This is a genomic window from Pseudoalteromonas sp. GutCa3, assembly GCF_002836155.1.
Taxonomy (GTDB): domain Bacteria; phylum Pseudomonadota; class Gammaproteobacteria; order Enterobacterales; family Alteromonadaceae; genus Pseudoalteromonas; species Pseudoalteromonas arctica.
In genome coordinates, this window is the sequence record NZ_PJBK01000033.1 from 64,878 (window position 1) to 88,079 (window position 23,202).

19 protein-coding genes are annotated in these 23,202 nt (G+C 37.7%); 17 read left to right on the top strand and 2 right to left on the bottom strand.

Translation table 11 applies throughout. The features are described from left to right. Nucleotides 1-5: 5 nt before the first annotated feature. On the top strand, nt 6-2,510 hold the full coding sequence (locus CXF64_RS07010) for a S9 family peptidase (RefSeq protein ID WP_101216672.1): 2,505 nt from the start codon (nt 6-8) through the stop codon (nt 2,508-2,510). Between the two features lie 89 nt (nt 2,511-2,599). Here CXF64_RS07010 and rrtA read toward each other — a convergent pair whose 3' ends face one another. After that, nucleotides 2,600-3,208 carry a rhombosortase gene (gene rrtA / locus CXF64_RS07015; protein WP_101216673.1) on the bottom strand — a complete coding sequence of 203 codons (609 nt, stop codon included), beginning with the start codon at nt 3,206-3,208 and terminating at the stop codon, nt 2,600-2,602. Between the two features lie 97 nt (nt 3,209-3,305). Between rrtA and ggt the strand changes: the two genes are divergently transcribed. The 3 genes from ggt (at nt 3,306) to CXF64_RS07030 (ending at nt 7,801) form a co-directional block, all read left to right on the top strand. Beyond that, a complete protein-coding gene (gene ggt / locus CXF64_RS07020; protein ID WP_010552786.1) occupies nt 3,306-5,084 on the top strand; it encodes a gamma-glutamyltransferase in 1,779 nt (592 codons plus the stop codon). Nucleotides 5,085-5,226: 142 nt separating this feature from the next. Then, entirely contained in the window at nt 5,227-6,921 is a 1,695-nt protein-coding gene (locus tag CXF64_RS07025) for an NAD-dependent malic enzyme (RefSeq protein WP_024589383.1), read from the top strand. A gap of 154 nt (nt 6,922-7,075) precedes the next feature. After that, nucleotides 7,076-7,801 carry an SIMPL domain-containing protein gene (locus CXF64_RS07030; protein ID WP_101216674.1) on the top strand — a complete coding sequence of 242 codons (726 nt, stop codon included), beginning with the start codon at nt 7,076-7,078 and terminating at the stop codon, nt 7,799-7,801. Between the two features lie 134 nt (nt 7,802-7,935). Here CXF64_RS07030 and CXF64_RS07035 read toward each other — a convergent pair whose 3' ends face one another. Then, complete coding sequence (locus CXF64_RS07035; RefSeq protein WP_007586690.1) at nt 7,936-9,282, bottom strand: DUF2254 domain-containing protein; 1,347 nt, start codon at nt 9,280-9,282, stop codon at nt 7,936-7,938. 153 nt (nt 9,283-9,435) lie between these two features. On the opposite strand from CXF64_RS07035, the gene CXF64_RS07040 reads away from it, so the two are divergent. From CXF64_RS07040 to CXF64_RS07100, 13 genes are all read left to right on the top strand, one after another. Then, nucleotides 9,436-9,807, top strand: coding sequence for an MAPEG family protein (locus CXF64_RS07040; protein WP_007586689.1), 372 nt, complete (start codon nt 9,436-9,438; stop codon nt 9,805-9,807). 14 nt (nt 9,808-9,821) lie between these two features. Then, nucleotides 9,822-10,454 (top strand): sulfotransferase, encoded by a 633-nt coding sequence (locus CXF64_RS07045; RefSeq protein ID WP_101216675.1) that lies wholly within the window; start codon nt 9,822-9,824, stop codon nt 10,452-10,454. Nucleotides 10,455-10,501: 47 nt separating this feature from the next. Beyond that, the gene (locus tag CXF64_RS07050; RefSeq protein ID WP_007586685.1) at nt 10,502-11,074 is read left to right on the top strand and encodes a tRNA-(ms[2]io[6]A)-hydroxylase; all 573 of its coding nucleotides are present in this window, start codon (nt 10,502-10,504) and stop codon (nt 11,072-11,074) included. A gap of 211 nt (nt 11,075-11,285) precedes the next feature. Continuing rightward, the gene (locus tag CXF64_RS07055; protein WP_101216676.1) at nt 11,286-13,205 is read left to right on the top strand and encodes a pilus assembly protein N-terminal domain-containing protein; all 1,920 of its coding nucleotides are present in this window, start codon (nt 11,286-11,288) and stop codon (nt 13,203-13,205) included. Continuing rightward, nucleotides 13,202-13,879: a tetratricopeptide repeat protein gene (locus tag CXF64_RS07060; protein ID WP_024609062.1), complete on the top strand. Its 678-nt coding sequence runs from the start codon at nt 13,202-13,204 to the stop codon at nt 13,877-13,879. Before CXF64_RS07055 ends, CXF64_RS07060 begins: the two co-directional genes overlap by 4 nt. 373 nt (nt 13,880-14,252) lie before the next feature. Further along, nucleotides 14,253-14,642 (top strand): hypothetical protein, encoded by a 390-nt coding sequence (locus tag CXF64_RS07065; RefSeq protein WP_101216677.1) that lies wholly within the window; start codon nt 14,253-14,255, stop codon nt 14,640-14,642. A 97-nt stretch (nt 14,643-14,739) separates the two neighbouring features. After that, nucleotides 14,740-15,507: a hypothetical protein gene (locus CXF64_RS07070; RefSeq protein ID WP_101216678.1), complete on the top strand. Its 768-nt coding sequence runs from the start codon at nt 14,740-14,742 to the stop codon at nt 15,505-15,507. Nucleotides 15,508-15,513: 6 nt separating this feature from the next. Next, a complete protein-coding gene (locus CXF64_RS07075) occupies nt 15,514-16,812 on the top strand; it encodes a CpaF family protein (protein WP_024589374.1) in 1,299 nt (432 codons plus the stop codon). Beyond that, nucleotides 16,805-17,680: a type II secretion system F family protein gene (locus CXF64_RS07080; RefSeq protein WP_024589373.1), complete on the top strand. Its 876-nt coding sequence runs from the start codon at nt 16,805-16,807 to the stop codon at nt 17,678-17,680. Before CXF64_RS07075 ends, CXF64_RS07080 begins: the two co-directional genes overlap by 8 nt. Then, nucleotides 17,677-18,492, top strand: coding sequence for a type II secretion system F family protein (locus CXF64_RS07085; protein WP_101216679.1), 816 nt, complete (start codon nt 17,677-17,679; stop codon nt 18,490-18,492). The genes CXF64_RS07080 and CXF64_RS07085 overlap by 4 nt, the downstream gene beginning before the upstream one ends. Before the next feature lie 9 nt (nt 18,493-18,501). Then, on the top strand, nt 18,502-19,668 hold the full coding sequence (locus CXF64_RS07090; RefSeq protein ID WP_101216680.1) for a hypothetical protein: 1,167 nt from the start codon (nt 18,502-18,504) through the stop codon (nt 19,666-19,668). Beyond that, nucleotides 19,665-22,535: an ATP-binding response regulator gene (locus CXF64_RS07095; RefSeq protein ID WP_101216681.1), complete on the top strand. Its 2,871-nt coding sequence runs from the start codon at nt 19,665-19,667 to the stop codon at nt 22,533-22,535. The genes CXF64_RS07090 and CXF64_RS07095 overlap by 4 nt, the downstream gene beginning before the upstream one ends. 37 nt (nt 22,536-22,572) lie before the next feature. Continuing rightward, complete coding sequence (locus CXF64_RS07100) at nt 22,573-22,998, top strand: response regulator (protein ID WP_024589369.1); 426 nt, start codon at nt 22,573-22,575, stop codon at nt 22,996-22,998. Nucleotides 22,999-23,202: the final 204 nt, after the last annotated feature.

Below are 23,202 nucleotides of genomic sequence, written 5' to 3' on the forward strand. Positions count from 1 at the left end.
GCACTATGATTTTTAATTTTTCTTCATCTAAAACGTTAGTGGCCTTAGCTGTTGCCTCAAGTGTCATGCTTGCAGGTTGTAGCGCGACCGCTAACACCTCATCAACACAGCAAAGTGCTTTACCAGCAACATCGGTTGCTGCGGTTGTAAACACGCCAGCAGATATCGGCTCACAAAAAATAACGCTAGAACAAGCAATGGCCGATCCGGATTGGATGGGCAATCAGCCAGAGAGCGCTTATTGGGCTAGCGATTCGGCTACTATTATTTATGCTCAAAAAGAGCAAGGTAATACACTACGCGATTTATTTAGCCAATCTGTTACTAGCCAAACAGCAGAGCAGGTAGCACTTAATAAACTTCATACTGTGGGTTCAAATAAAGCTGTTTATTCAAAAAATAAAACAATGGCGGCCTACACGTTTAAAGGCAATGTGTTTGTTAAAAACCTAAAAACCGGTGAACTTAAACAAATTACAGCGACATCAGCAAGCGAATCTAAACCACAATTTTTAAATAATGGCGATTTAGTTTACCGCCAAGGCAATGTGTTTTTTAAAGTTGATCTAAAAACAGGCTTAACGAGCGAGCTTGCTAACTTAAAACTTGCTGATGAGCCAAAAGGTATTGAAGAGCCAAGCACGTATATTGCTAAAGAGCAGCATAAATTGATTAAGTTTGTGGCGCTTCAACAAAAAAATAAAAAAGATAAGCAAGCACGTAATGAGCAAATTAATGAACAAAACAATTCAATTGCTAACACGGCTTACTACTTAGGTGATGGTAATAAAGTTGCAGAAGCACAGCTTTCGCCAAATGGTGATGCGCTGTTAGTCGTTGTACAAAAGCAAACAGATTGGCGCGGTGATGGCGATATTATGCCTAACTACATTACAAATGACGCCACTATAGAACCTAAAAAAGCACGCCGCCGTGTAGCCGATGCAAAAGAAGAAACCTCAAAGCTTGTGTACATCAATTTAACTAACAAAGAGCAAACATCACTTAGCTTTAATACCTTACCGGGCTTTGATGAAGATGTTTTAGCCGCAGTTAAAAAAGAAAACTATGCACGGAAAGGTAAAACATATAAGTCTAAAAAGGCGCCTCGTGGCATTAACCTTATTATGGACTGGGGTTTTGAGCAAAGCCCAATAGTATGGAACGATGACGGCTCGCAAGTAGCTGTCATGCTCGAAGCATGGGACAACAAAGACCGCTGGCTTGCTACCGTTGATTTTAAAAGCAACAAACTTGTGTCGCAACATCGCCTTCACGACGATGCATGGATTGCTTATGCGTTTAACGACTTTGGCTGGTTACATAACTCGAACACGCTTTATTACCTATCGGAAGAGTCGGGTTACAGCCAGCTTTATAAAAAACCAATTAACGGCAAAGCAACTGCGCTAACACAAGGCCAATTTGAGGTTTCTAATTTAACGCTTACCAGCGATGACAGCGCAATTTATTATAAAGCGAATGTTGAGCACCCAGGTCTGTACGAAATTTACCGTGTTAACCCACAAACAGGTAATAGCGAGCAAGTTACTGACTTAAATGGCATGACCGATTACACGTTAAGCCCAGATGAAACTAAGTTACTCCTTAAGCACTCTACAATTACCATGCCTAATGAGCTTTATGTAGCTGACGCTAAAGCCAATACAAAAGCCACGCGCTTAACCCATACTGTGTCGGATGAGTTTTTAGCTAAAAAGCTAACTGCACCTAAAATTGTTGCTGTGCCATCGAGCCAAACTGATCAACCTATATACGCAAAAGTGTATTACCCAGCTGATTACGTAGAAGGTGAAGTAGGTAAAAACCGCAAAGCGGTTATTTTTAATCACGGCGCGGGTTACTTACAAAACTCACATATGGGATTTTCGGTTTATTTTCGTGAATTTATGTTCCATTCATTGCTCGCTGATGAAGGTTACATAGTAATGGATATGGATTACCGCGCATCTAAAGGTTACGGCCGTGATTGGCGCACCGCGATTTATCGTCAAATGGGCACACCTGAAACACAAGATTTAGCCGATGGCGTTAAATGGATGGCGCAAAATGCCAACGTTGATACCAAAGCAGTTGGTACTTATGGTGGCTCATACGGCGGCTTTATGACCTTTATGGCATTGTTTACCGCGCCTGAGTTATTTCAATCGGGTGCAGCACTACGACCTGTTACCGACTGGGCACATTACAACACAGGTTATACGGCTAATATATTAAACCATCCTGATGTTGACCCGATTGCATATGAGCGCAGCTCGCCAATTTATTACGCTGAGGGTTTAAACAAACGTTTATTAATTAACGCACCCATGGTTGACGATAACGTGTTTTTTCAAGACTCAGTGCGTTTAGTACAGCGCTTAATAGAGCTAGAAAAGCAAAACTTTGAAACAGCTATATTCCCTGTTGAACCACATGGTTTTGTACAGCCTTCAAGTTGGTTAGACGAATACCGCCGTATTCATAAATTATTTAAAGAAACGCTTTAATCTCTAATTCTTAAAGTATAAAAACAAAAACGCCGCATTAGTTTAGTTAACTAATGCGGCGTTTTTATTGGGTTGAACAAAATCTAACTTTATTTTTTATTTTTAAAGTTCTTTTTAAAGTTCTTATTAAAGAGTTCTATAACCAGTGGTATGGCAAGCAGAGTCCCGCCAATTACACCAATTAAATGTGCATCAATAGCCACAGTAGAGTTAATAAGTTTTCCAATATCAGCATTAGGGCCGCTAAGTTGCTCAAATGCTATTTTAATCCATACGCCTATAAATAATAAATAACCAGACTTAAGCCCTACAGTTATATCTTTAACTGCCCCCCAAATAATTACACCATGCAGTAGAGCACTCAATCCAGTGTAAATATGTATGCTTGGGCAAAACCAATACACGCCGAGTCCACACCACAGTGCTAGCGCAGTTGTATTGAAAGCGTAGCGAGTAGGTGATGTGTATTCGCCATGTAAAAGCCATATTAATAAAACACCACTGGCATTTAATCCCAAATGAGCCCAATTAGCATGAACAAATTGGCTAGAAAAGATTCGCCACAGTTCGCCTTCATCAATAAGGTTTCGGTTAAATTCAAGTAAATTATTTAAATCAAATGCAGCAAAAATGGTACTAAATAGCATCAGAATAATAGGCGGTAATATATAACGTGGTTGAATAGGTAAATTAAGCATTTTATTATATTTTTTTAGTCAAAATTTTTGCATATTGTGCCCGTTTAACTTTAAGATGCCAAATACAACTACGTAATTAAGTGTTTTTAGTATTTTTATGCATTTTAAACTTAACTCATTATTTGCCATTGGACTGTGCGCAGTATCACTGCCTTCATTTGCACAGCAAGCAACTCAAATTGAAACTCGCGAACCTGAAGCCGCTACTGGATTAATCCATAAAAAAGTGGTGCAAGGTGATAAATACATGGTTGCTGCTGCAAATCCATATGCCTCAAGAGCCGGTCAACAAATTTTAGCCCAAGGCGGCAGTGCCGTAGATGCTGCCATTGCTACTCAACTAGTGCTTACTTTAGTTGAACCGCAATCGTCAGGTATTGGCGGTGGTACATTTATGATGTACTACAACAAAGCAAACAATAAGCTGACTAGTTTTGATGGCCGTGAAACAGCACCTGCAAATGCAGACGAAACGCTGTTTTTAGATAAGCACGGTAAAGCCGTTAAATGGATTGAAGCTGTAGTAGGCGGACGCTCTGTTGGTGTGCCTGGTATTTTACATGCCTTTGCAAGCGCGCATAAACAATACGGTACATTGCCGTGGGAAGCGCTTTTTAAACCGGCTATTGAACTTGCAGAGCAAGGCTTTGTAATTTCGCCGCGTTTACATGGCTTATTAGCACGCCAGTTAAACCCAGGCGTATTGAGTATGCCGATTATTAACGAATACTTTTACCCAAATGGAAAATTAATCGAAGCGGGTAGCGTTAAAAAGAATCAACCACTTGCTGATTTATACAAAGACATCGCAAAGCAGGGCATTGATGCATTTTACAAAGGCGAAAACGCTAAACAAATGGTTAATGCTGTACAGCACTCTAAAGTTGCCCCTGGTAAATTAAGTGTGCAAGATTTAGCAGATTACAAAAGTAAAGAACGCGATGCGGTATGTATACAATACCGTGCTTATAACGTGTGCTCTATGGCGCCACCAAGTAGTGGCGGTGTAGCAGTACTACAAATGCTTGGCTTACTTGAGCATAAAGATATGAGCGCACTTAAACCAAATGGCGAAAAGGCGATTCATTACTTTAGCCAAGCTTCGCGTATTGCATTTGCCGATCGCGATATGTACATGGGCGATCCCGATTTCACTCAAGTACCTACACAAGAACTCTTAAACAAAGATTACATTGCCTCACGCGCTAAATTAATTACCGAAACAGACCAAAAAGCCGTAGCCGGTAATCCAGTAGGGTACTTAAGTTATGCAATGGATGATTCATACGAGTTACCTTCTACTTCGCATGTCTCTATTGTAGATAGTAAAGGTAATGCAGTTTCGATGACCAGTTCAATTGAAATGGCGTTTGGCTCTACGGTTATGGTTAATGGCTTTATTTTAAATAACCAACTAACTGACTTTTCGTTATCGCCACGTAAAAACGGCAAGCTTGTAGCAAACCGTGTAGAGGCTGGTAAACGCCCGCGTAGCTCTATGTCACCGGTAATGGTATTTAATAAAGATGGCAGCTTACGTTTAATTGTAGGCTCACCTGGCGGTAGTCGTATCATTGATTACGTTGCACAAGTTGTTGTGGGTGTTATTGATTGGAATTTATCAGCGCAAGACGCTATTAACTTACCGCGTACAACAAATCGTAACGATTACACCAGTCTTGAAAAAGGCACAACCATTGAAGCCATTGCGCCTGCGCTTACTAAACGCGGCCACAATGTACGTATTATTGATTTAAACTCAGGCTTACACGCAGTTGAAGTTAAAAATAATACCTTATATGGTGGTGCAGACCCTCGCCGTGAAGGTGTTGCGTTATCTGATTTAACTGATAATAACGCCACTATCAAATTTTAAATTATGTATAATATGCATGCGGGCAGTGAAGCCCGCATGTATTTTCTCTCAATGGTCTGACTAGCTTAATTGTCGTTGCAATTAAACCTCTAACACTGATAATGACAGATCATAACTTAAGACTCCGTTAAAGCCTGGAAATATGACAACTAATACTGATCCTAACTACTTATATATTCATCATTCTGGCCCTGGCCTAATTGAAACACCGCTATTAAATAAAGGCAGCGCCTTTAGTAAAAAAGAACGCGAAAATTTCAATCTTGCTGGTTTACTTCCTCCTCGCTTTGAAACAATAGAAGAGCAAGTTGAGCGTTGTTATCAGCAGTATTCTAGCTTTACCGACAACCTTAATAAGCATATTTACTTACGTGCGATTCAAGATAACAACGAAACACTTTACTACCGTTTAGTGCGTGACCACCTTGAAGAAATGATGCCAATCATTTACACGCCTACAGTTGGTGACGCTTGTGAAAAATTCTCAGACATTTATCGCAGCGCACGTGGCTTATTTATTTCGTATGAAGATCGTTACCAAATTGACGACATTTTACGCAACGCTACCAAAGGTAAAGTAAAAGTTATTGTTGTAACCGATGGCGAGCGTATTTTAGGCCTAGGCGATCAGGGTATTGGTGGCATGGGTATCCCAATTGGTAAATTGTCACTTTACACTGCGTGTGGTGGTATAAGCCCAGCATACACATTGCCTGTAATGCTTGATGTGGGTACTAATAACGAAAAGCTTTTAAACGACCCTATGTACATGGGTGCACGCCATAAGCGTATTGCTCAAGACGAATACGATGAGTTTTTAGATTTATTCATTAAAGCGGTTAAACGTCGCTGGCCAAATGTATTACTTCAGTTTGAAGATTTTGCACAGCCAAATGCAATGCCGTTACTTAAGCGCTACCGCAATGAAATTTGTAGCTTTAACGATGACATTCAAGGTACTGCTGCTGTAACGGTCGGTTCTTTACTTGCTGCGTGTCGCGTTAAAAATTCAACCCTAAGCCAACAAAAAGTAGTTTTTGTGGGTGCAGGCTCTGCTGGTTGTGGTATTGCTGAGCAAATTATTAGCCAAATGGTTTTTGAAGGTATTACAGAAGCTCAAGCGCGTAGCCAAGTATTTATGGTTGACCGTTTTGGCCTGCTTTCAGAGGGTATGGAAGGCTTACGCGATTTCCAACAAGCACTTGCACAACCGCAAGGCTCGTTAAGTGATTGGACTTACAGCGGTGAATACGCATCACTTCTTGATGTTATGAACTGTGCACAACCAGACATTTTAATTGGTGTTTCAGGCCAACCTGGTTTATTTACTGAGCAAGCTATTCGTGCAATGCACGCAGGTTGTGAGCAGCCAATTATTTTCCCATTGAGTAATCCATCTAAGCAGGTAGAAGCGCATCCTGCTGATGTTATTAAATGGACAGATGGCAAGGCACTTGTTGCAACAGGTAGCCCGTTTGATCCGGTTGAACACAACGGTGAAATTTTCCCAATCCCACAATGTAACAATAGCTATATTTTTCCTGGTATTGGTTTAGGGGTTATTGCCGCTAAAGCGACACGCATTACAGATGCTATGTTAAGTGTGTCTAGCGAAATGCTTGCAGAGTCGTCGCCGCGTGCAAACACAGGTAAAGGTAGTTTATTACCAGCCCTAACTGAAATTGAAACGCTAAGTAAGCGTATTGCATTTGCCATTGCTAAAAAAGCAATCGAAGAGGGCGTTGCTCTTGAGATTACTGATGATGCGTTATGGGCAGCAATCGATAAAAATTACTGGTTACCAAAATACCGTAACTATAAACGTTGTAGTGTTTAATTAGGTTTATACGTAATTAAAAATAAATAACGTTGTAGGCACAGTTACAATGCTTAACAAAAAACAGGCAATTGCCTGTTTTTTTGTGCTTGTTCATATTTAATTAACCACGTACGGTGTTTACTTGTTTTTACATAATTAAAGGATCGACTTAATGAAAACACTGACTTTTGTTTTAGGTGGTGCACTGGCTTTAAACGTACTTAGTTTTGATGCACTTGCGGCAGCGACTCCCGATGCTCCTCATATTTATGTTAAAGGCGAAGCTACTCTTACCACAATGCCAGATTACGTACAGCTTAGCGTAGGTATTACTGAAGTTGATAAAGACTTAATTGCTGCTAAAAATAAAACCGACTTAACCATCGCCAAGGCAATTAAGCTCGTAAAAGAAATTGGTGTTAAAGAGGGAGATATAAACGCCGGACAAATTTCAATAAACCGTGATAGCCAATACAACCGCACTACCGGTAATCAAGAATTTAAAGGCTTTAAGGTTTCTCGTACATTAACTGTAAAACTTAGCGATATAAATAAATACCCTGAGTTACTACAAAGCTTAGTTAACAACGGTATTAACGAAATTAATCAAACGCAATTTTTAGCAAGTAACTACAACGAGCTGCATAAAAAAGCGCAAAAGTTAGCAATTAAAGACGCACAGGATGCAGCAAAAGAGTTTAGTGAAGATTATGGCGTTGATTTAAAAGGATTATATAGCGCGTCACTAAGTCCACTCAATGTGCAGTCGCAACCTTATATGCGTGCAGAAAAAGTAATGATGGCTGATAGCCCACCAAGTAACTATGTACCTGATGCCTACCATGCTGGAGAGATTAAAGTAACAGCCTCAAGCTATGCTGTGTACTACATAGATTAAAATATAGGTTCTTCCTAGGGACGATTAACTCTATGTTGCTCGGTTTTTACTTAGCCCACTAGGTTACAAACCTCGCGCCGCGATTTAATCGCCCCTAGATTGAACAAATTTCAATCCAAATAATTCAACACGCCCTAGTGGTGCTCAAAACGTGCCACCAACTTCTCACCTTGCTCTTGGCTAATACGCGCTATTGAGTTGAGCATATTAGTCACTTCGCGTCTGTCGTATTCATTAGTTACATGTTCATTTATGTCATCAACAATCGCATTTAAATAATTAAATAAACTGTTGCGTGCATCGGTATCTTTATGGGCAACAAACAAAATATTTTTAAATGCCTCAAGCACGTTTGTCATTACGTATGCATCGCCTTTGGCGTAATTACGCAGCGGTGTAAAGTTGTCGTGTAATAACTCATCAAAGCTTGTTTCATGAAGGTACAACAATGGGGCATTATCACTGTGCTTAAACGAGTAGTTAATATCGTTAATTGAAAGCCTTTGGATAAGTAAAATACTCAGCATATCAATTGATTTAACCGCAGTACCTGGATCGTTTATGCCCGGGCTCATTGCCTTAACTGCAATTTCTGATATTTGCGTTAACCCATAACGGTAATGATCGCTAATGTACTCTTCTATATAAAAAATAAAGCAGTCGAGAATTTTATTTATCAGCTCTTCATCGTTCGCTATATCTTTATTACATTTTAAAAACGGATAGCCTTTAACTGTAAAATAGCCTTGGTTAACAGAGATATACACCTTTATATCTTGCTCTGCCAAAATGGCACAGAGTTTATCGGTATGTACGCCTTTATAATACCCTTCCGTTTTACTGCTAACCGAATGCCACTTGCTAAAGTCTGGAAAGTCTTCAACTGGGTTCTCTTGCTGTCTTTGTATTATTGTTTTAATTTCGTTTTTAGTTTGGCTAAACAAGCCATTTAATACGTTATCAACCTGAATGGCGCGAGAGATTGAATGTATAAAAAATACAAACAAACCTAATGAAATCAAGCCAAAAACAAGTGCAAACAACACACCAATTGAAGGAATAGCCGTACTGCCACCTTCAAGCTTATTAATGTTTATAAGCATAATAATTGAGTAAATTATGCTGCCTAAATAAAAGCCCAAAACCATTTGGTGTGATTTACGCGTAATAAGCCCAGGCACTACGCGGGGCGATAAACTCGCACTGGCCGAATTTAAAACCACCATTACCATCGAAAAACTAAACACAGTAAGCGAAATAATACTCCCCGCTAAAGTGCTTAAAATAGTACGCGCGTTTTCGGCGCTATCAACAAGTACAACCGATATAAACGATTTTAGCTGCTCAATAGGGGCTAAATATTCAACCGACATAGTTATAATGGCAAATACTAAAAAGCCCACTGAAAGCATAGAAGGGTAAAAGCCAATACTGTTAATCATTTCACGGTAACTGTCGGCTACTTTGCGAGGTACAAACATAAAATCCTTATGTAATTTTCTACTTACTTAATACCCTTAGCTTAGCATAGGCATTTATTAAACTTCTGATAATGCTGCTCAAATTTATATGTTATTATCACGCCCACAATAATAAAGCGCATGCTTATGCGATAAAAATAACAGGAAAACGCCGTGATCATTTCAACTTATGCTGCATTACTTGCATTCTTTTACATTTATTTGAGCTTTAACGTAATAAAAGTGCGCCGCGCGGAGCAGATATCACTTGGTGATAATGGTAACGCAACGCTACAACGTGCTGTGCGTGCCCACGCTAACTTTATGGAGTACGTGCCAATTGCTTTAATTTTGCTTTTTTTAGCAGAATACCAAGGGCTTGCTAGCCATTACTGTCATATATTAGGTGGTGCGTTATTAATAGGGCGTGTGTTTCAAAATTTAGGCATAGTAGAAAAAAGCCTGAAATATCGCCAAATTGGTACCATTACTACATTTTTAGTGATTATTGTTAGCGCCTTTGTATTGCTAGTAACACGTGGTTAATTAAAGAAAAGTTAATGAGCAAAATATTTATAATAGGTTTACCGCGTACCGGCACTACTAGTGTGTGCCACGCATTTTTAGAGCTTGGTATTACAACAGCGCATACCGCATATACTAATGCTTGTTTTGAAAATGCTAACGCGATTGCCGACACTCCCATATTTAATGACTTTAAAGCGCTTGATATTCATTACCCAGACTCTAAGTTTATTTATTTAGAGCGCGAACTTGGTGCATGGCTTGTATCAATAAAACAGCTTTTAACGCGTATGCACACTAATTTAACCCGTGCAGATGGGGGCTTTAATATTCATATAAAGCGTTGTTATTTAAATACGTTTAGTGAGCTTTCGCTTAATAATATTAGCGACGATAGTTACTTAGCAGACTGTTATAAAAAACATTTTAATGATGCTCAAACGTATTTTAATAACCGTGACAACGATTTTTTATCCATTGATATAGCAAAGCCTGATAGCTATAAAAAGTTATGCAATTTTTTAGCGTTAAAAAGTGATAAAACTGATTTTGAAAAAATGAATATGGGTGGCAAAGTTACCGCGTGGAACGATATTAAACACCCGTTAAAAGTTGAATCTACCGCTAAAGGACGGATAGATAAATTACTGCCTTACAAGATTTTTTAAATCAAATACGTTAAAATCCCCGCATTATTATTTAAGTTGTACAGAACATGTTTGAATTAAAATACCACACCCCATTTGAATGGACCGAAGTTGTCCTTGCTGACTTTAATACTTTTTTACAAGATCACGCCGCTGCAGAAAAAAAAGCATCGGGTATGGCTATGTCTATGCTTTCGCATTACCCAGACAAACGTAAATTAGTAAAAGCTATGACCGACTTAGCGCTAGAAGAATTAATACATTTTAAACAAGTACTTAAATTGCTTTTAGAGCGCGATGTAAACCTAGGTGACGACAAAAAAGATCCGTACATAAAACAAATACGTGCACTGTTTAGACATGGTCGTGATGGTTTTTTAATGGACCGATTACTGGTAGGCGGTGTAATTGAAGCACGTGGCCACGAGCGTTTTTCTTTAGTTGCACAAGCACTTCCTGAGGGTAAAGAAAAAGACTTTTATGTTGCTATTGCTAAGTCAGAAGAAAAACATAAAAACCTATTTGTTGAACTAGCTTACGAATACTTTGAAAAAGAAGAAGTTGATGTTCGTCTAGAAGAGCTGCTTATAGCTGAAGCTAAAATCTGTGAAAGCATTCCGTTTACAGCCGCTTTGCATTAATTAATACCAGCACAGAGCGTATTTACATGCTCTGTGCTTACCCCTTTTAAGCTTATTCCTTTATTAATCCCTGTGTGAATCATTGATTTGCAATTTGCGAATCAAAATAATAAAAAACACGTTCATACATCTTAATCCATTGATTATAAAAACAAAAACCCTTGGCCTCATACTTGCTACCTATATAGTAAGCAAATTGAGGGAAAGGCTTATGTTAAAATTTATTTTTATACTATTACTAATATCTTTTACCGCTATGGGCAGTGAAAGTCATTTAGATTATATAGAAAATGCAAATGGTGAGCGGGTACAAAAAGTATCGCACTTGGTTAAATGGACGCATACTCGCTTTGTGTTTACCCGTGATATTTCGCGTATAGCACTAGGCCACGAAACAACGCTTGATGTGAACGTGGTTAATGGTCGCGAGCTACTAATTTTAGCTAAAAAGTTAGGCCGTACATCTATGATGGTGTGGTACGACGATAAAAGCTCGGAAACATTTTTACTTGGCGTAACCGAAGACTATAGCGTACTAGAAAATGCCTTAAACGATATTCACCCTGACGTGCAGTTAACCATAGCACCTGATCGCCATGCTGTTGTATTACGTGGTGAAGTACCTACTATAAATTATCGTCATGCCGCTTATGAAGCTGCAAAAAACTACCTTTATGCCAGTAGCTCACAAGCATCACAACCCGTTATTACCTCAAATCCTAACCAAGGTATGTTTAATTCACTTGCTCAACGCTTGCAAGGATTGGGTAACGCAAACGGCGGTAGCTCTCAAAATTCGAGCAAAGTCGCTATTATTAATTTAATAAAAGTAACTCAAGCACCTAAGCCAAAAGAAGAACGTATTAGCGAAGTGATTAAATCAATGGGCGCAGATAAAGTGACCATTAAACGCATCTCGGTTGATGAGTTATCAAATGACGACAACGATGTGTTTTTACTTTCTGGCTCTGTAAAAAACCAGATAGAGCTAGTGCGCTTATTAAATACAATTAATAAATTATTCGAACCAGAGCAAGCATTACAAACTCAGGGATCTCCTCTTGATCCTAATAATTTAATGGGCGGCGCAACGCAGGATAAAAGTTCAGGTATTAAAGTACTTGCCAACGAGTCGGGCGGTTTAATAAATGATGCTACCTCAGGATTAAATTTAAGTAATGTAAGTTCAAACATTGCAAGAGCAACGTTGCTTTCAGTGGCTGGCGGTAAAGTTTTGTCGAGCATTGAAGTTGAAGATTTACCGCAAGTGCGTGTATCGGTGCAGCTATACGAAGTAAATCAACGTAGGTTAAAGCAATGGCGCCCAGATATTAGCGTGCTCTCTAATGGATATGAAAAAGAAGCGGGCTTGTTTGGTCGTGACGGTATGACTAATCGCGAATCTGGCTCTGCAACAATAGAAAATGCGCTGCAATTAATTGGTGGTCAATTAACTAATAACTTACAGCTTTCAACCTCACAGTTTGCCATTGATATGTTGTTTTCATTACTTCAACAAGAAGGCATTTCTCGAACGCTTTCTCGCCCTACAATCACGGTTTTAGCCGGTGAAAGTGCCGTGTTTAAAGTCGGTGGTGAAGTACCTGTACCTACCAGTTATAGCCCATCTGGAATTACAAGCGGGCAGCAAGGTAGTAGTGGGTCGGTGTTTAGCGGTACAGAATTTAAATCATTTGGAGTTGAATTAAATGTACGCGCCATGGTTGACGACAAAGACAGAATAACACTTGATCTAAACCCAGTAATTTCATTACCCGATACCACGTTAACCGCCGAAATTGCACAAAGTACAGGCAGCAGTTTAAACAGCAGTGCATTTAATACACGCAGCATGCAAACATCAACGCGTTTAAAAGACGGACAACCTCTTATTATTGGTGGCTTAATTAGCACTGATAACAATGCAAGCCACGACTTTGTACCTGATGGCAACGGCAATAGCATGCTAGGAAAGTTAAGCGAAACAACCAGCAAAAGTGAAAACAACCGCGAGCTTATAATTGTTGTAACTCCAAACCTGGTGCGTGAGCCAATTAATACATTACGTTCGTGGGAGCAGGCAAATATAGACACCCAGGTACTTAGCTATATACAGGAGCAAGGGCTATGAAAATATTTTATATTATTTTACTGCTTACTTTATCGGGTTGCGCTCATATTGATTACAAGCCAACAGTAAATCCTTACAACGCGTTGGGTGACATAGTTAAAAAATACCAATTAAACGCCCAACCATTAAAGTGCGAAGGTATTAATGCAAGTAACTGTTTGAACCTAGTGCATGAGGTGAATCAGTTAATGCTTGAACACCCCGATAACACGGCAATACTTTCAATATCGGCATATGTACTTTATAAAAGTGGCCGTGCTAATCAGTCTCAACAGGTTATAAACACTCTGCTTAATAAAGCTAACCCGCCGTTAAACGCAATTACTTTAGGGGTTACGTTAGCAATAGAGCAAGGTAATTTAGCTAAAGCAAAAAGCATTGCTCAATACGGCGTCGATGTTTTTGGTACACATGCTTCACCATACTTGCAAATGGCCTCTATACATTATGCCCAGGGCAGTTACGTTATAGCTTCAAACTACTTAGAGCTTTCGGTTAAGTTTGGTTTAAATAGCACCGCCTATTTTTACCATAAAGGGCTAATTGAAGAAGCTAATACCAATAATTTATTGGCCTGTGGCTATTATGAGCAAGTTTTACGTGCAGAACCCACGCATAAAAAAGCACTTGCTAGGCGCGGTAAACTCTCTGTTTTAGGTAATTGTTATTCTTAAGGCCTTCGGGCCTTTTTTTATACCTAAAATTTGGCATTATTAAGGAGCCAAAACCACTTTATTATTTATCAACAATACAAGTAAAGCTTACGCTAATCCTACGTTTTATACGTAACCTCACAAGACTGCTTTTAATATTTACCCCTTACACTATCCATCAGTTTTAATAATACTTTCAATAACGTAAACCTAGCATTATTTACCTAAAATATTTTTAATATTGATTTGCATTTTGCAAATCAAAAATGAAAATATCTAATAAACAACAATCATTAAAAATATAACCAACTGTATTTAATGGTTATTTATAGATGGCATGGTCCTCGCAATATGTAAAGTGAGCATAAGCTCTTCTAATTTAAAGGCTACGATTATGAAAACTATTAAACATAACTTAAATAGCAAAAAGCAAAAAGGTTTTGTACTAACGTCAGAGCTAATCATTCTTTCTACTTCAATGGTAGCAGCACTTGTAATTGGTTTATCTACATTACGTGACTCGGTAACCAGCGAACTTGAAGATGTAGCTGAAGCAATTGGCTCACTTGACCAAAGCTATGTATTTGACGGCATGATTAACGCCGAAGGCACAGCTGAAGTGTCTGGTTCTGGGTTTGTAGATTCAGTTGATGTGTACGCAGGCGATGGCAGTTCATTCACTTTTGTTGCATCAGACTTTAGTGAAAGTGCCGCACTTGTTAATGCAACACCAAGTGGTGATGCTGCAACGCGTACAACGGCAGGCGGCTCACAAGGTAACTAACGCAAGGTAACCAATATAAGGCAACCAAGTTTGAATACCAAGCTTAAGGCTCACTGCCACAAAAGTGTGGCAGTGAAAGTTACTCTGGAGGAATATTATGAAAAGTAAAAGTAACAAAGGCGCAACTACAGCGGCTCTCACATTACTCATCACCTCTGGCATGTTAGCTTCGGCTTTGGGTATTAGACAGGTAAACGATGAAAATAGCGTAACAGCTTGGGTAGTAAACAAAAATATGTCTGCCGGCCAAACTGTAACCGTTCACGATGTAGAGCAAAAGAGTATAGATCCAAGTAACTATTCAAATATTGCACTGAGCGTTCAAAATCCGCGTGCATTAATAGGTCAAAAATTAGCAACTAATAAAATGGTTGAACAACCCTTATTCGACACCGATTTTATTAGAGAAAAAAGCCAAAATTTATCAGAAGCCATTCCGGCAGGGCGTGTTTTATATACTTTAAAACTAAACACCTTAGATATTCCGCTTTCGCGCATACACAAAGGTGACCGACTCGACATAGTCGCTAAAACTAATCGCTTAGTAAGAACAGTTGCCCGTGATGTACAGTTGATTGGTGTTTCAAAAGGTCCTAAATCGCAAGCCGCTAAAAGTGGCGTAATGGATAATTTAGCTAAAGAGTCTAACTCCGCTGCGGGCGGTGTTTCATTAGTCCTTGCGGTACTTCCAAAAGATGTTTATTCGTTGGCGGGTATAGATAACGCCGACAAAGTTTCAATTATTGTGCATAGCGCTTATGACATTGAACAAGGTCGTTTGCAAAACTTTTCACGCTTACAAACCAGTCGCACAATCGAAGTGGTTAAAGGCGTTAAAAATGAAGCTGTATATGTAGCTAAGTGAGTTTTTATGTTTAATTTATCAAGCAAACATGAAGAAGTTCAAACCAGTTTAAGTACCTTTGAAGAGCTTAAAAAGCTATTGCACGATGCCGTTATCGAAGAGTACGAACAAGAACCAACCGCGCTTTTATCAAGTAATGTTCTCGAAAAAATCTCTGCATTGTGCAGTGAAATTCCACAATTTAATCAATCTTCATTTAATCAATACCAACAAGAGCAAGTTGTTCAGGCTGTATTTGATGAAATTCAGGGCCTGGGTCCTATTGCACAGTTTATGCTGGACGATCAGGTAAGTGATATTTTAATAAACGACACGCAAGATATTTGGATTGATAAACAAGGCAAACTACTTTGCACTGCCAGTAAGTTTGATGACGAACGCCATTTACGCCGATTTGTTGATCGCTTACTTGATGGCTGTGGTCGACAAGTCAATGCGCTTATGCCAATTGTTGATGGCAAACTAAAAGATGGTAGCCGTGTTCATATTATTGTACCGCCTGCGTGTACCAGCGCCGCGATTGTATCGATTCGTAAGTTTAATCATAAAAAAATAAACGATGACTTTTTAGTTAATAATCATTTTTTAGATAAAAACATCTTATCATTTTTAAAAAGTGCAGTTAAAACAGGCGTTAATATTTTAGTGTGTGGCAATGCGGGGGCTGGTAAAACGTCATTATTAAACGTACTTGCCAACTCAATTAATCCAAATGAACGTGTTGTAACCATTGAAGAAAGCGCTGAGCTTAATTTGCATCACAACCATGTTGTGCAATTGGAAGCCCACGACACAAACAGCGATGGTAAAGGTGCAGTAAGCCTAAGAGATTTAGTAAAAGCAGCCCTTAGAATGCGCGCAGATAGAATACTTGTTGGAGAGGTACGCTCTGGCGAAGTAATCGATATGCTCCAAGCAATGAACTGTGGTCACCAAGGTTCGATGACGACCATACATGCTAACAGCGCAAATGATGCCGTTATTCGTTTATCTACCTTAGTGCAATTACACAATGCACAACTGAGCGATACCCATACAAGTTCGCTAATCGCGTCGAGTATTCAACTTATAGTGCATGTTTCTCGCTCAACTAATGGCACCCGAACTCTAAAAAGTATTGGTGAAATTAAGCGTGTTAATGGCGGCGCACATTTTAGCCCGCTATATAGTATTAACGAAGCAGAGCCTGTACAAAGTGAGTTAATAAATACCTCGAGTGTTATTGAGTTTATGAAAGGCCAAGGGGCAAATGCACAAGAATTAAAAGCATTACTGCACAATAACCCGGAGGCTAACAATGACTAAACTTGATTATTTATTAGCTATAGCGGCGGTTATAACCTTTGTACTTGCAACTAGTGTGTTGGTTTCTTTGTATGCTAAAAATAAAAGCAGCCAAGGCACTAAAAAAGTAGATATTTTAGAAGAAAAAGACGTACTTACTCTGTCACTACGAGTGCTAGGCTTAAACATAAGTAACGCCTGGTTTATAAGCATGGCGTGCTCGCTCTCTAGTAGCTCATGGTTTTTAGCTAAATTATATTATCCAGAGGCATCAACCAGCGCGTTTATTATTTCAATCGTGGTTTTTGTAACCTGTTTTATAACTGTGATTGACTTGGCTCATTATAAATTAGCAAAATTTGAGCATCATTTTTTAGAATTTATTGAAACCGTACAATCGTGTTTAAGCACGGGGCTATCGCTACAGCAATCAATGCAGTTTGCTGATGAACATGCAGACCCATATATAAAAAAACAAAGCACCTTACTAATACAACGCATGAGCATGGGTAGTGATGCCGAAACGTCGTTTGCCCCTTTAATTGAAAGATACAACTGCGAAACCGTAAGATTGTTTGCTCATAGCATCATTACACATACACAAAGCCAGTGTGATTTAACCGATATGCTAAAAAGCGTATGCAACATGATGTCGCTTCGGACCCTCGACCGCCAACAGCTAAAAGCTAAGCTTTCGGGTACTAAGTACGCTGCTGTATTTAGTGGTTTTTTACCTTACGCACTAATTCCTTTATTTAGCTATACCGATCCAACCTGGTTTGAACCATTATTAAACGATCCTAATGGGATTGCATTTATAACGGTTGCGCTTCTTTGTCAGCTATTTGGTTTTTTATGGCTACGCCTTAGCTTAAGGGTAACATTATGATTGATATACTTTTACTTATCGGACTTTTAGTAAGTATGGGCTCATTTATCCATATTCATAGGCAATCTCTTAAAGTCGAATTAGATAAACCCGATACTAAAAACATTAATTGGTATCCGCTAATCATCATCTCTAAACGTCAACTAAGACAAGCAGGGATTCAAATTAATAAAATATTAATAAGCCTGTACTGCTTCAAAGTGGCTGCTACTTTTAGTGCATTTACGGTTATAGAACTAACAGGTTATGAGCTGAGCCAATCGATTAAATTATTACTGTGTTTTATGTTTTTTTTTGCACCCGAATGCTGGTTTTTATTACGTAAAAATCAACGTAAAACCGTTATAAATAATAGCTTAGAGTTTTTTTTACGGGTGTTACTGGTTTACATGCGCGCTGGATTTTCACTAGAGCGCTCATTTGCACTGGCGGTTGATCATGGATTAAGTCAAAAACACCCATTATACAAAGAGCTAAAGTTATTTTTATTCGAACTAAGCGCAGGTAAAGATCGTGAATTTGCATTTAATTCACTTTTTGAACGAACTGGCGTATTAGGAATTAAAAAACTCGCCAACTTAATGTTAATAGGGTCAAAACTTGGTACGCCACTTATCCAAGCAGTAGAGGCTCAACTTGAAGGCCTAGCTCTAAAAAAGAACATTTTACTCGCTAAAAAAGTAAACAAAAAAGCGATGCACACAACCTTTCCCATTATCTTAATTTGTTTTCCGATGTTTTTGGTATTGGTGTTTTTTCCCGCAGCATTACAAGTAATGAACGTACTTAAAATGCTTGTAGAAGTGTTATAGGAGCCTGATATGAAAAAGCGTTATCAACAAGGGTACATACTTACTATTGAGCTTATATTAATTATAACTATTTTAATTATTGGCTCAATTGGTGGGGTGATTTTAGTAAGGGATGCCCTTATTAAGCGCCACCAAACTAAGGTAGATAATCAAATTACTGTAGTTGATGCTAATAATAGACCACTCGGTATTGCAGTAAGTTTTGATGAGCATCAAGCACCACTCATTTTTTATACAGACCGTGGAGCAAACAACACGTACAGGGCATTAATAGGCATAAGAGATGATAGGTTTACCTCGCGAGAAGCTGTTTATTACGATGCTCCAAATTGCCAAGGTAACCCGTGTTTAAAGGGCTTAAGCGATGAAGCAACCGACAGCCAAGGTGTCAGCAAGTTAAATAATACCGGTAATGTAAGTTATATAAATGCGCTGCAGCAAGGTCCAAATTATGCAATAGGGCAGTTAGGTAACACCGTTATTGGTCAGTTATTAAAAAGTACGCCACAACAATGCCCTGCTAATAGTGAACAAATTCTATCTCGTTATGTATCGCAAAAAGTAGTAACAGGCTCACCTTGTGAAAGCTTTGAAATAGATAAACAACCGGCCGACAGCAGTTGTTTAGTTGGAGTAACAGCTTTAGGAAATCCACTTTTAGGTACAAGCGATCAAGGTTTATCGCAATCGTGTGATACATGCCAAACAGGGTACGAATCGCAAGGTGACATACTTGATTTATATTTACCTCAGGTAGAACCGCTTTTAAATACAGCCCTTAATGCGCTTTCATTAGTAGGTATAGGCACAAACGTTGATATAGAGCTTGGTACAATATGCTGCCCAGAAGGTACACGCTTAGAAGAAGATGAAAACATTGTAGAGACACTCGTCTTCACTATTTTACAAACTACATTTGAGCTGGTCGGGATCGATTTAGTAAATAACCTTATCATTAGTGAAACACTGAGCTTAATAGGAATTGAGCCAGGCATTACATATTGCAAAACATCACTTAATTTAGTTAATGCAGAACAAGTAATTAATATCACCACAGGCGAACCTGCACTTAGTAGCTTAACACCACCATTTAAAGTTTTACTGCCCGTACATAGCGGCCAAAACAGTACAACGTGGATACATACTCCCCCAAAAGGGGAAGGAGAACGTCAATGAACGCCTCAAATATATTTACCTCACATGCTAATTTAGCAGATACACCAACTGATGAAATATCAACAGAAATTAAAGAAACGCTAACGCTACTAAAACAGTTTTATGACGTTGCAATTGTTAAATTTATCGATTTTAGAGAAGTTTATTCAGAGCAGTTAATAACCTGCAGCGATAAAGAAAGCGTCGAAAATGAGTTATTAAGCTATCAAAAACGCTGCACACAAGAAAAACTATATTTATTTGAAGATACTTTTTTTGATGATGTATCAAACAACACTCACAAATTAATTCGTTTTTATGCACAATATCCAATTTATAGTGTCACTAATAAATTGATAGGCGTAGTGCTGATGGCCGATTTAGCACCTAAAACATTAATAGGTTCACAAAAAGATCAGTTTATTTCATTTGCTCAATTATTGCAGACACAGTTAAATAAAAATTCAGATTCAGTAAGTAATCAAAGTACTAATCCTGAGAAAAAGAATTATGGGGAAAAGTATATTCATGTATTTAGTTTAGCGCCCGTCGCATTCTTAATTGCATTAGTATTATGCTCATTCACTGCATTACTTCTTTATACTATAGAAAAAAAGGAGCTGCAAAGTAATTACAATGAACAAACTCAGCAATTACGTAAAACGTTATTTAATGCTTTAGAGCGATTTGATAATCAAGGATTATATATATCGCAAAAAGATTTAGTTATCGCAGGTTTTTTACAAAGCCAAAATAGCTATACAAAAGAACAACTTAATAATTTAGTGCAGAGTCAGGTTTCACAAAGCTTAACTTATAAAGGGTATGTTGTGTTTGATTCTGAGTATAACCAGCTTGCACTTTGGTCAAAAAATAATTTTGATTTAGCCGCGTATGGGTTTACAAACTGGTTAAAAAAATTCAATAAAAGAGCGAACAAACAAGCAGTAGAAGTATTTACGGTTGCTGATACGGCTTTCTTAATTTCTGAAATAAAAATAAAACAAGGCTCTATTTATACACTTACAGCATTTGATTTAAGTAAGTTTTTAAAAGCCGTTATTGGCAAATTAAACACTGAAAATTATAACGTTTTTATAGCAACACCACAGTTTACTTTAGGAAAACAAGGAGAAGTAAACCCGAGTATAATTAAAAATAGTATTAGCGCTTTAAGCAGTCGTTTTCCACCTACTTGGCGCTTGCATGTGCAACCAATGAATAAAATAGTACGACCACAAATAACTAAATACAGTTTAATCAGATTAGGGTTAATCTCTTTTTGTGTATTCGCGTTTGTGTATTATTTTTTACGTTTGCCAAGGCGTTTACACAGTGAAATAAAACAAAAAAATCAGTTAATACTCAATAGAGAGGAGCTTTTTTCAAGTTCTCTGGATGCACTGCCGCATGGGTTTGCTATTTTTAATAGCCACGAATTTCCTGTGATTACCAACAATGCTTTTAATCTTTTATTTGCACAGGTGAATAAACAAAACAGTCAGCTATCGTATAGCCAGCTGATAAGTATTGCGCAGCAGCATAATATTATAAATCATTACCATGAACATCATAAGCTTGATGATGATCGTAACCAATTAATAGATATAGGTTTTACAGACGGGAAGTGGATAACTGTATTACAAAGACATACAGATTTTAATGGTTTCGTTTGCTACTTTAGAGATGATACAGAGGCACATCAAAAAGAATGTTTACTCGCTGATGTTCTCGAAAAATCAAAACAGACAAATCAATTAAAAGAAAAATTTGTTACAAGGCTTAGCCGTCAGTTGAAAACGCCTTTATCATCTTTAAAGTCATTAATTGAAATATCTAAAGATCCAATAAGCTTTAACGAATTTAAAAACAATGTGGGGAATATTTCTGATGTGTGCGACCAGCTTGAAAGTGTGATTCAACAGCTCGTAAATATAAATAAATCAGAGATAGGTAAGTTAAAGCTTCAGGCCAAAAACGTAAACCTAAATCAAATGATCAATAATAATATATCGATTTTAGCTAAAGAGGCTGAAAATAAAAGAATCGTTCTTAAAAATAATATTACGCCTGAATTAACGGTCGCAAGCGATGAAAAGTTAATTTCTCAATTGGTTATTCAGTTAGTGACTGAGGTTTTGGATTCATCAAATAATACAACGCTTTCAATTAACGCTCAGATTAAAAATGAAAGTAAACGTAATTACTTACACCTCGATTTTTCATTAAGTAATTTGATCGACAGTAGTAACTTTATAACTGAGCTTAAAAGTATATCGGGTGATGATATAACGCGCTTTATAGATGATAAAGACGTGTCATTAGAGTTAAAGTTTTTTATTTCAATATTTAAAATGTTAGGTGGTAAAGCGATAACTGTAAGTAGTAACGCGAATAAATCAACGATATCACTTTCTATGTTGGTAAACATAGCAACCAAACAAGGTAAGGGTAAAGACAACGAGCAAGAAGCACCAAGTAGCTCGTTAACAAATACTGATTTAGTAACTAACAAACACCAAAACACGCTATTACTGGTTGATGACGATCCTCTTGTTGAGATTGTAATTAGAGCAATGCTAAAAAATGAGAATATTAAAATAGATTACGCGCGCAGTGCAATAGAAGCAATGTTGATGGTATCGCAAAACAGTTACGACATTATTTTAATGGACATAGTAATGCCAGAATTGTCGGGAACTGACGCTATGTTAAAAATTAAAAAACACAGTGACAATTTGAAAACTAAAATAATTGCGCATACATCGACACCCGATACAGATTCAAAATACGTTAACCAGGGCTTTGATGACATGCTATTAAAACCAGTAAAACAAGGTGTATTAATAAACCAAATAACACGCATTTTAAAAGATAAGTCGTTATAAGTTAGCGTATATTACTGGAACAGTAATGAGGTAAAAAATGAAAAACACTATTGAAAATATGACTGAAGTTATCGAGTTTAAAGTAACGCCAATAAATAAAACTAAACGACTGCTTTTAGTAGATGATGACTTGCTAATAGAAATAGTAATTAGGAAAATGCTTAACGAAGAAAATATTTTAATAGATTTTGCATCAAGTGCTATAGAGGCACTACTTATGGTTTCTCAAAATATTTACGATATTATTTTAATGGATATAGTAATGCCGCAATTTACAGGTACCGACGCAATGCTAAAAATAAGAAAGCATGCTGACGCATCAGCAACAAAAATTATCGCTCATACATTTAGTGAAAACGAAAATAGTGATAACAAGTATGTGAAGCTTGGGTTTAACGGTCTGTTATTGAAGCCAGTTAAGCAAAGTGTATTAATAGAAAATATTAGATCTTTCTTGGAATGATAAATAGAAACAGTAGGGCGGTTAACTATTTTTTATTTATAGCTTACTAAAAAATTAAATTATAACTTTTGAAAGCACTAATATTTATTAGTGCTTTTGTGTATATGAACCTTTAATTTATTTAAATTTGTAAAAGTCCTTTAATAAGAATAATTACTTCAAATTATTCCTTCAAAGTATTACAAACTTCGCTTTTGTAATTGT

Bases quoted from the DNA above. Each gene is read 5' to 3' on its own strand.
- CXF64_RS07010 (WP_101216672.1), top strand. From the start codon at position 6: ATGATTTTTAATTTTTCTTCATCTAAAACGTTAGTGGCCTTAGCTGTT.
- rrtA (WP_101216673.1), bottom strand. From the start codon at position 3,208: ATGCTTAATTTACCTATTCAACCACGTTATATATTACCGCCTATTATT.
- ggt (WP_010552786.1), top strand. From the start codon at position 3,306: ATGCATTTTAAACTTAACTCATTATTTGCCATTGGACTGTGCGCAGTA.
- CXF64_RS07025 (WP_024589383.1), top strand. From the start codon at position 5,227: ATGACAACTAATACTGATCCTAACTACTTATATATTCATCATTCTGGC.
- CXF64_RS07030 (WP_101216674.1), top strand. From the start codon at position 7,076: ATGAAAACACTGACTTTTGTTTTAGGTGGTGCACTGGCTTTAAACGTA.
- CXF64_RS07035 (WP_007586690.1), bottom strand. From the start codon at position 9,282: ATGTTTGTACCTCGCAAAGTAGCCGACAGTTACCGTGAAATGATTAAC.
- CXF64_RS07045 (WP_101216675.1), top strand. From the start codon at position 9,822: ATGAGCAAAATATTTATAATAGGTTTACCGCGTACCGGCACTACTAGT.
- CXF64_RS07050 (WP_007586685.1), top strand. From the start codon at position 10,502: ATGTTTGAATTAAAATACCACACCCCATTTGAATGGACCGAAGTTGTC.
- CXF64_RS07055 (WP_101216676.1), top strand. From the start codon at position 11,286: ATGTTAAAATTTATTTTTATACTATTACTAATATCTTTTACCGCTATG.
- CXF64_RS07060 (WP_024609062.1), top strand. From the start codon at position 13,202: ATGAAAATATTTTATATTATTTTACTGCTTACTTTATCGGGTTGCGCT.
- CXF64_RS07065 (WP_101216677.1), top strand. From the start codon at position 14,253: ATGAAAACTATTAAACATAACTTAAATAGCAAAAAGCAAAAAGGTTTT.
- CXF64_RS07070 (WP_101216678.1), top strand. From the start codon at position 14,740: ATGAAAAGTAAAAGTAACAAAGGCGCAACTACAGCGGCTCTCACATTA.
- CXF64_RS07075 (WP_024589374.1), top strand. From the start codon at position 15,514: ATGTTTAATTTATCAAGCAAACATGAAGAAGTTCAAACCAGTTTAAGT.
- CXF64_RS07080 (WP_024589373.1), top strand. From the start codon at position 16,805: ATGACTAAACTTGATTATTTATTAGCTATAGCGGCGGTTATAACCTTT.
- CXF64_RS07085 (WP_101216679.1), top strand. From the start codon at position 17,677: ATGATTGATATACTTTTACTTATCGGACTTTTAGTAAGTATGGGCTCA.
- CXF64_RS07090 (WP_101216680.1), top strand. From the start codon at position 18,502: ATGAAAAAGCGTTATCAACAAGGGTACATACTTACTATTGAGCTTATA.
- CXF64_RS07095 (WP_101216681.1), top strand. From the start codon at position 19,665: ATGAACGCCTCAAATATATTTACCTCACATGCTAATTTAGCAGATACA.
- CXF64_RS07100 (WP_024589369.1), top strand. From the start codon at position 22,573: ATGAAAAACACTATTGAAAATATGACTGAAGTTATCGAGTTTAAAGTA.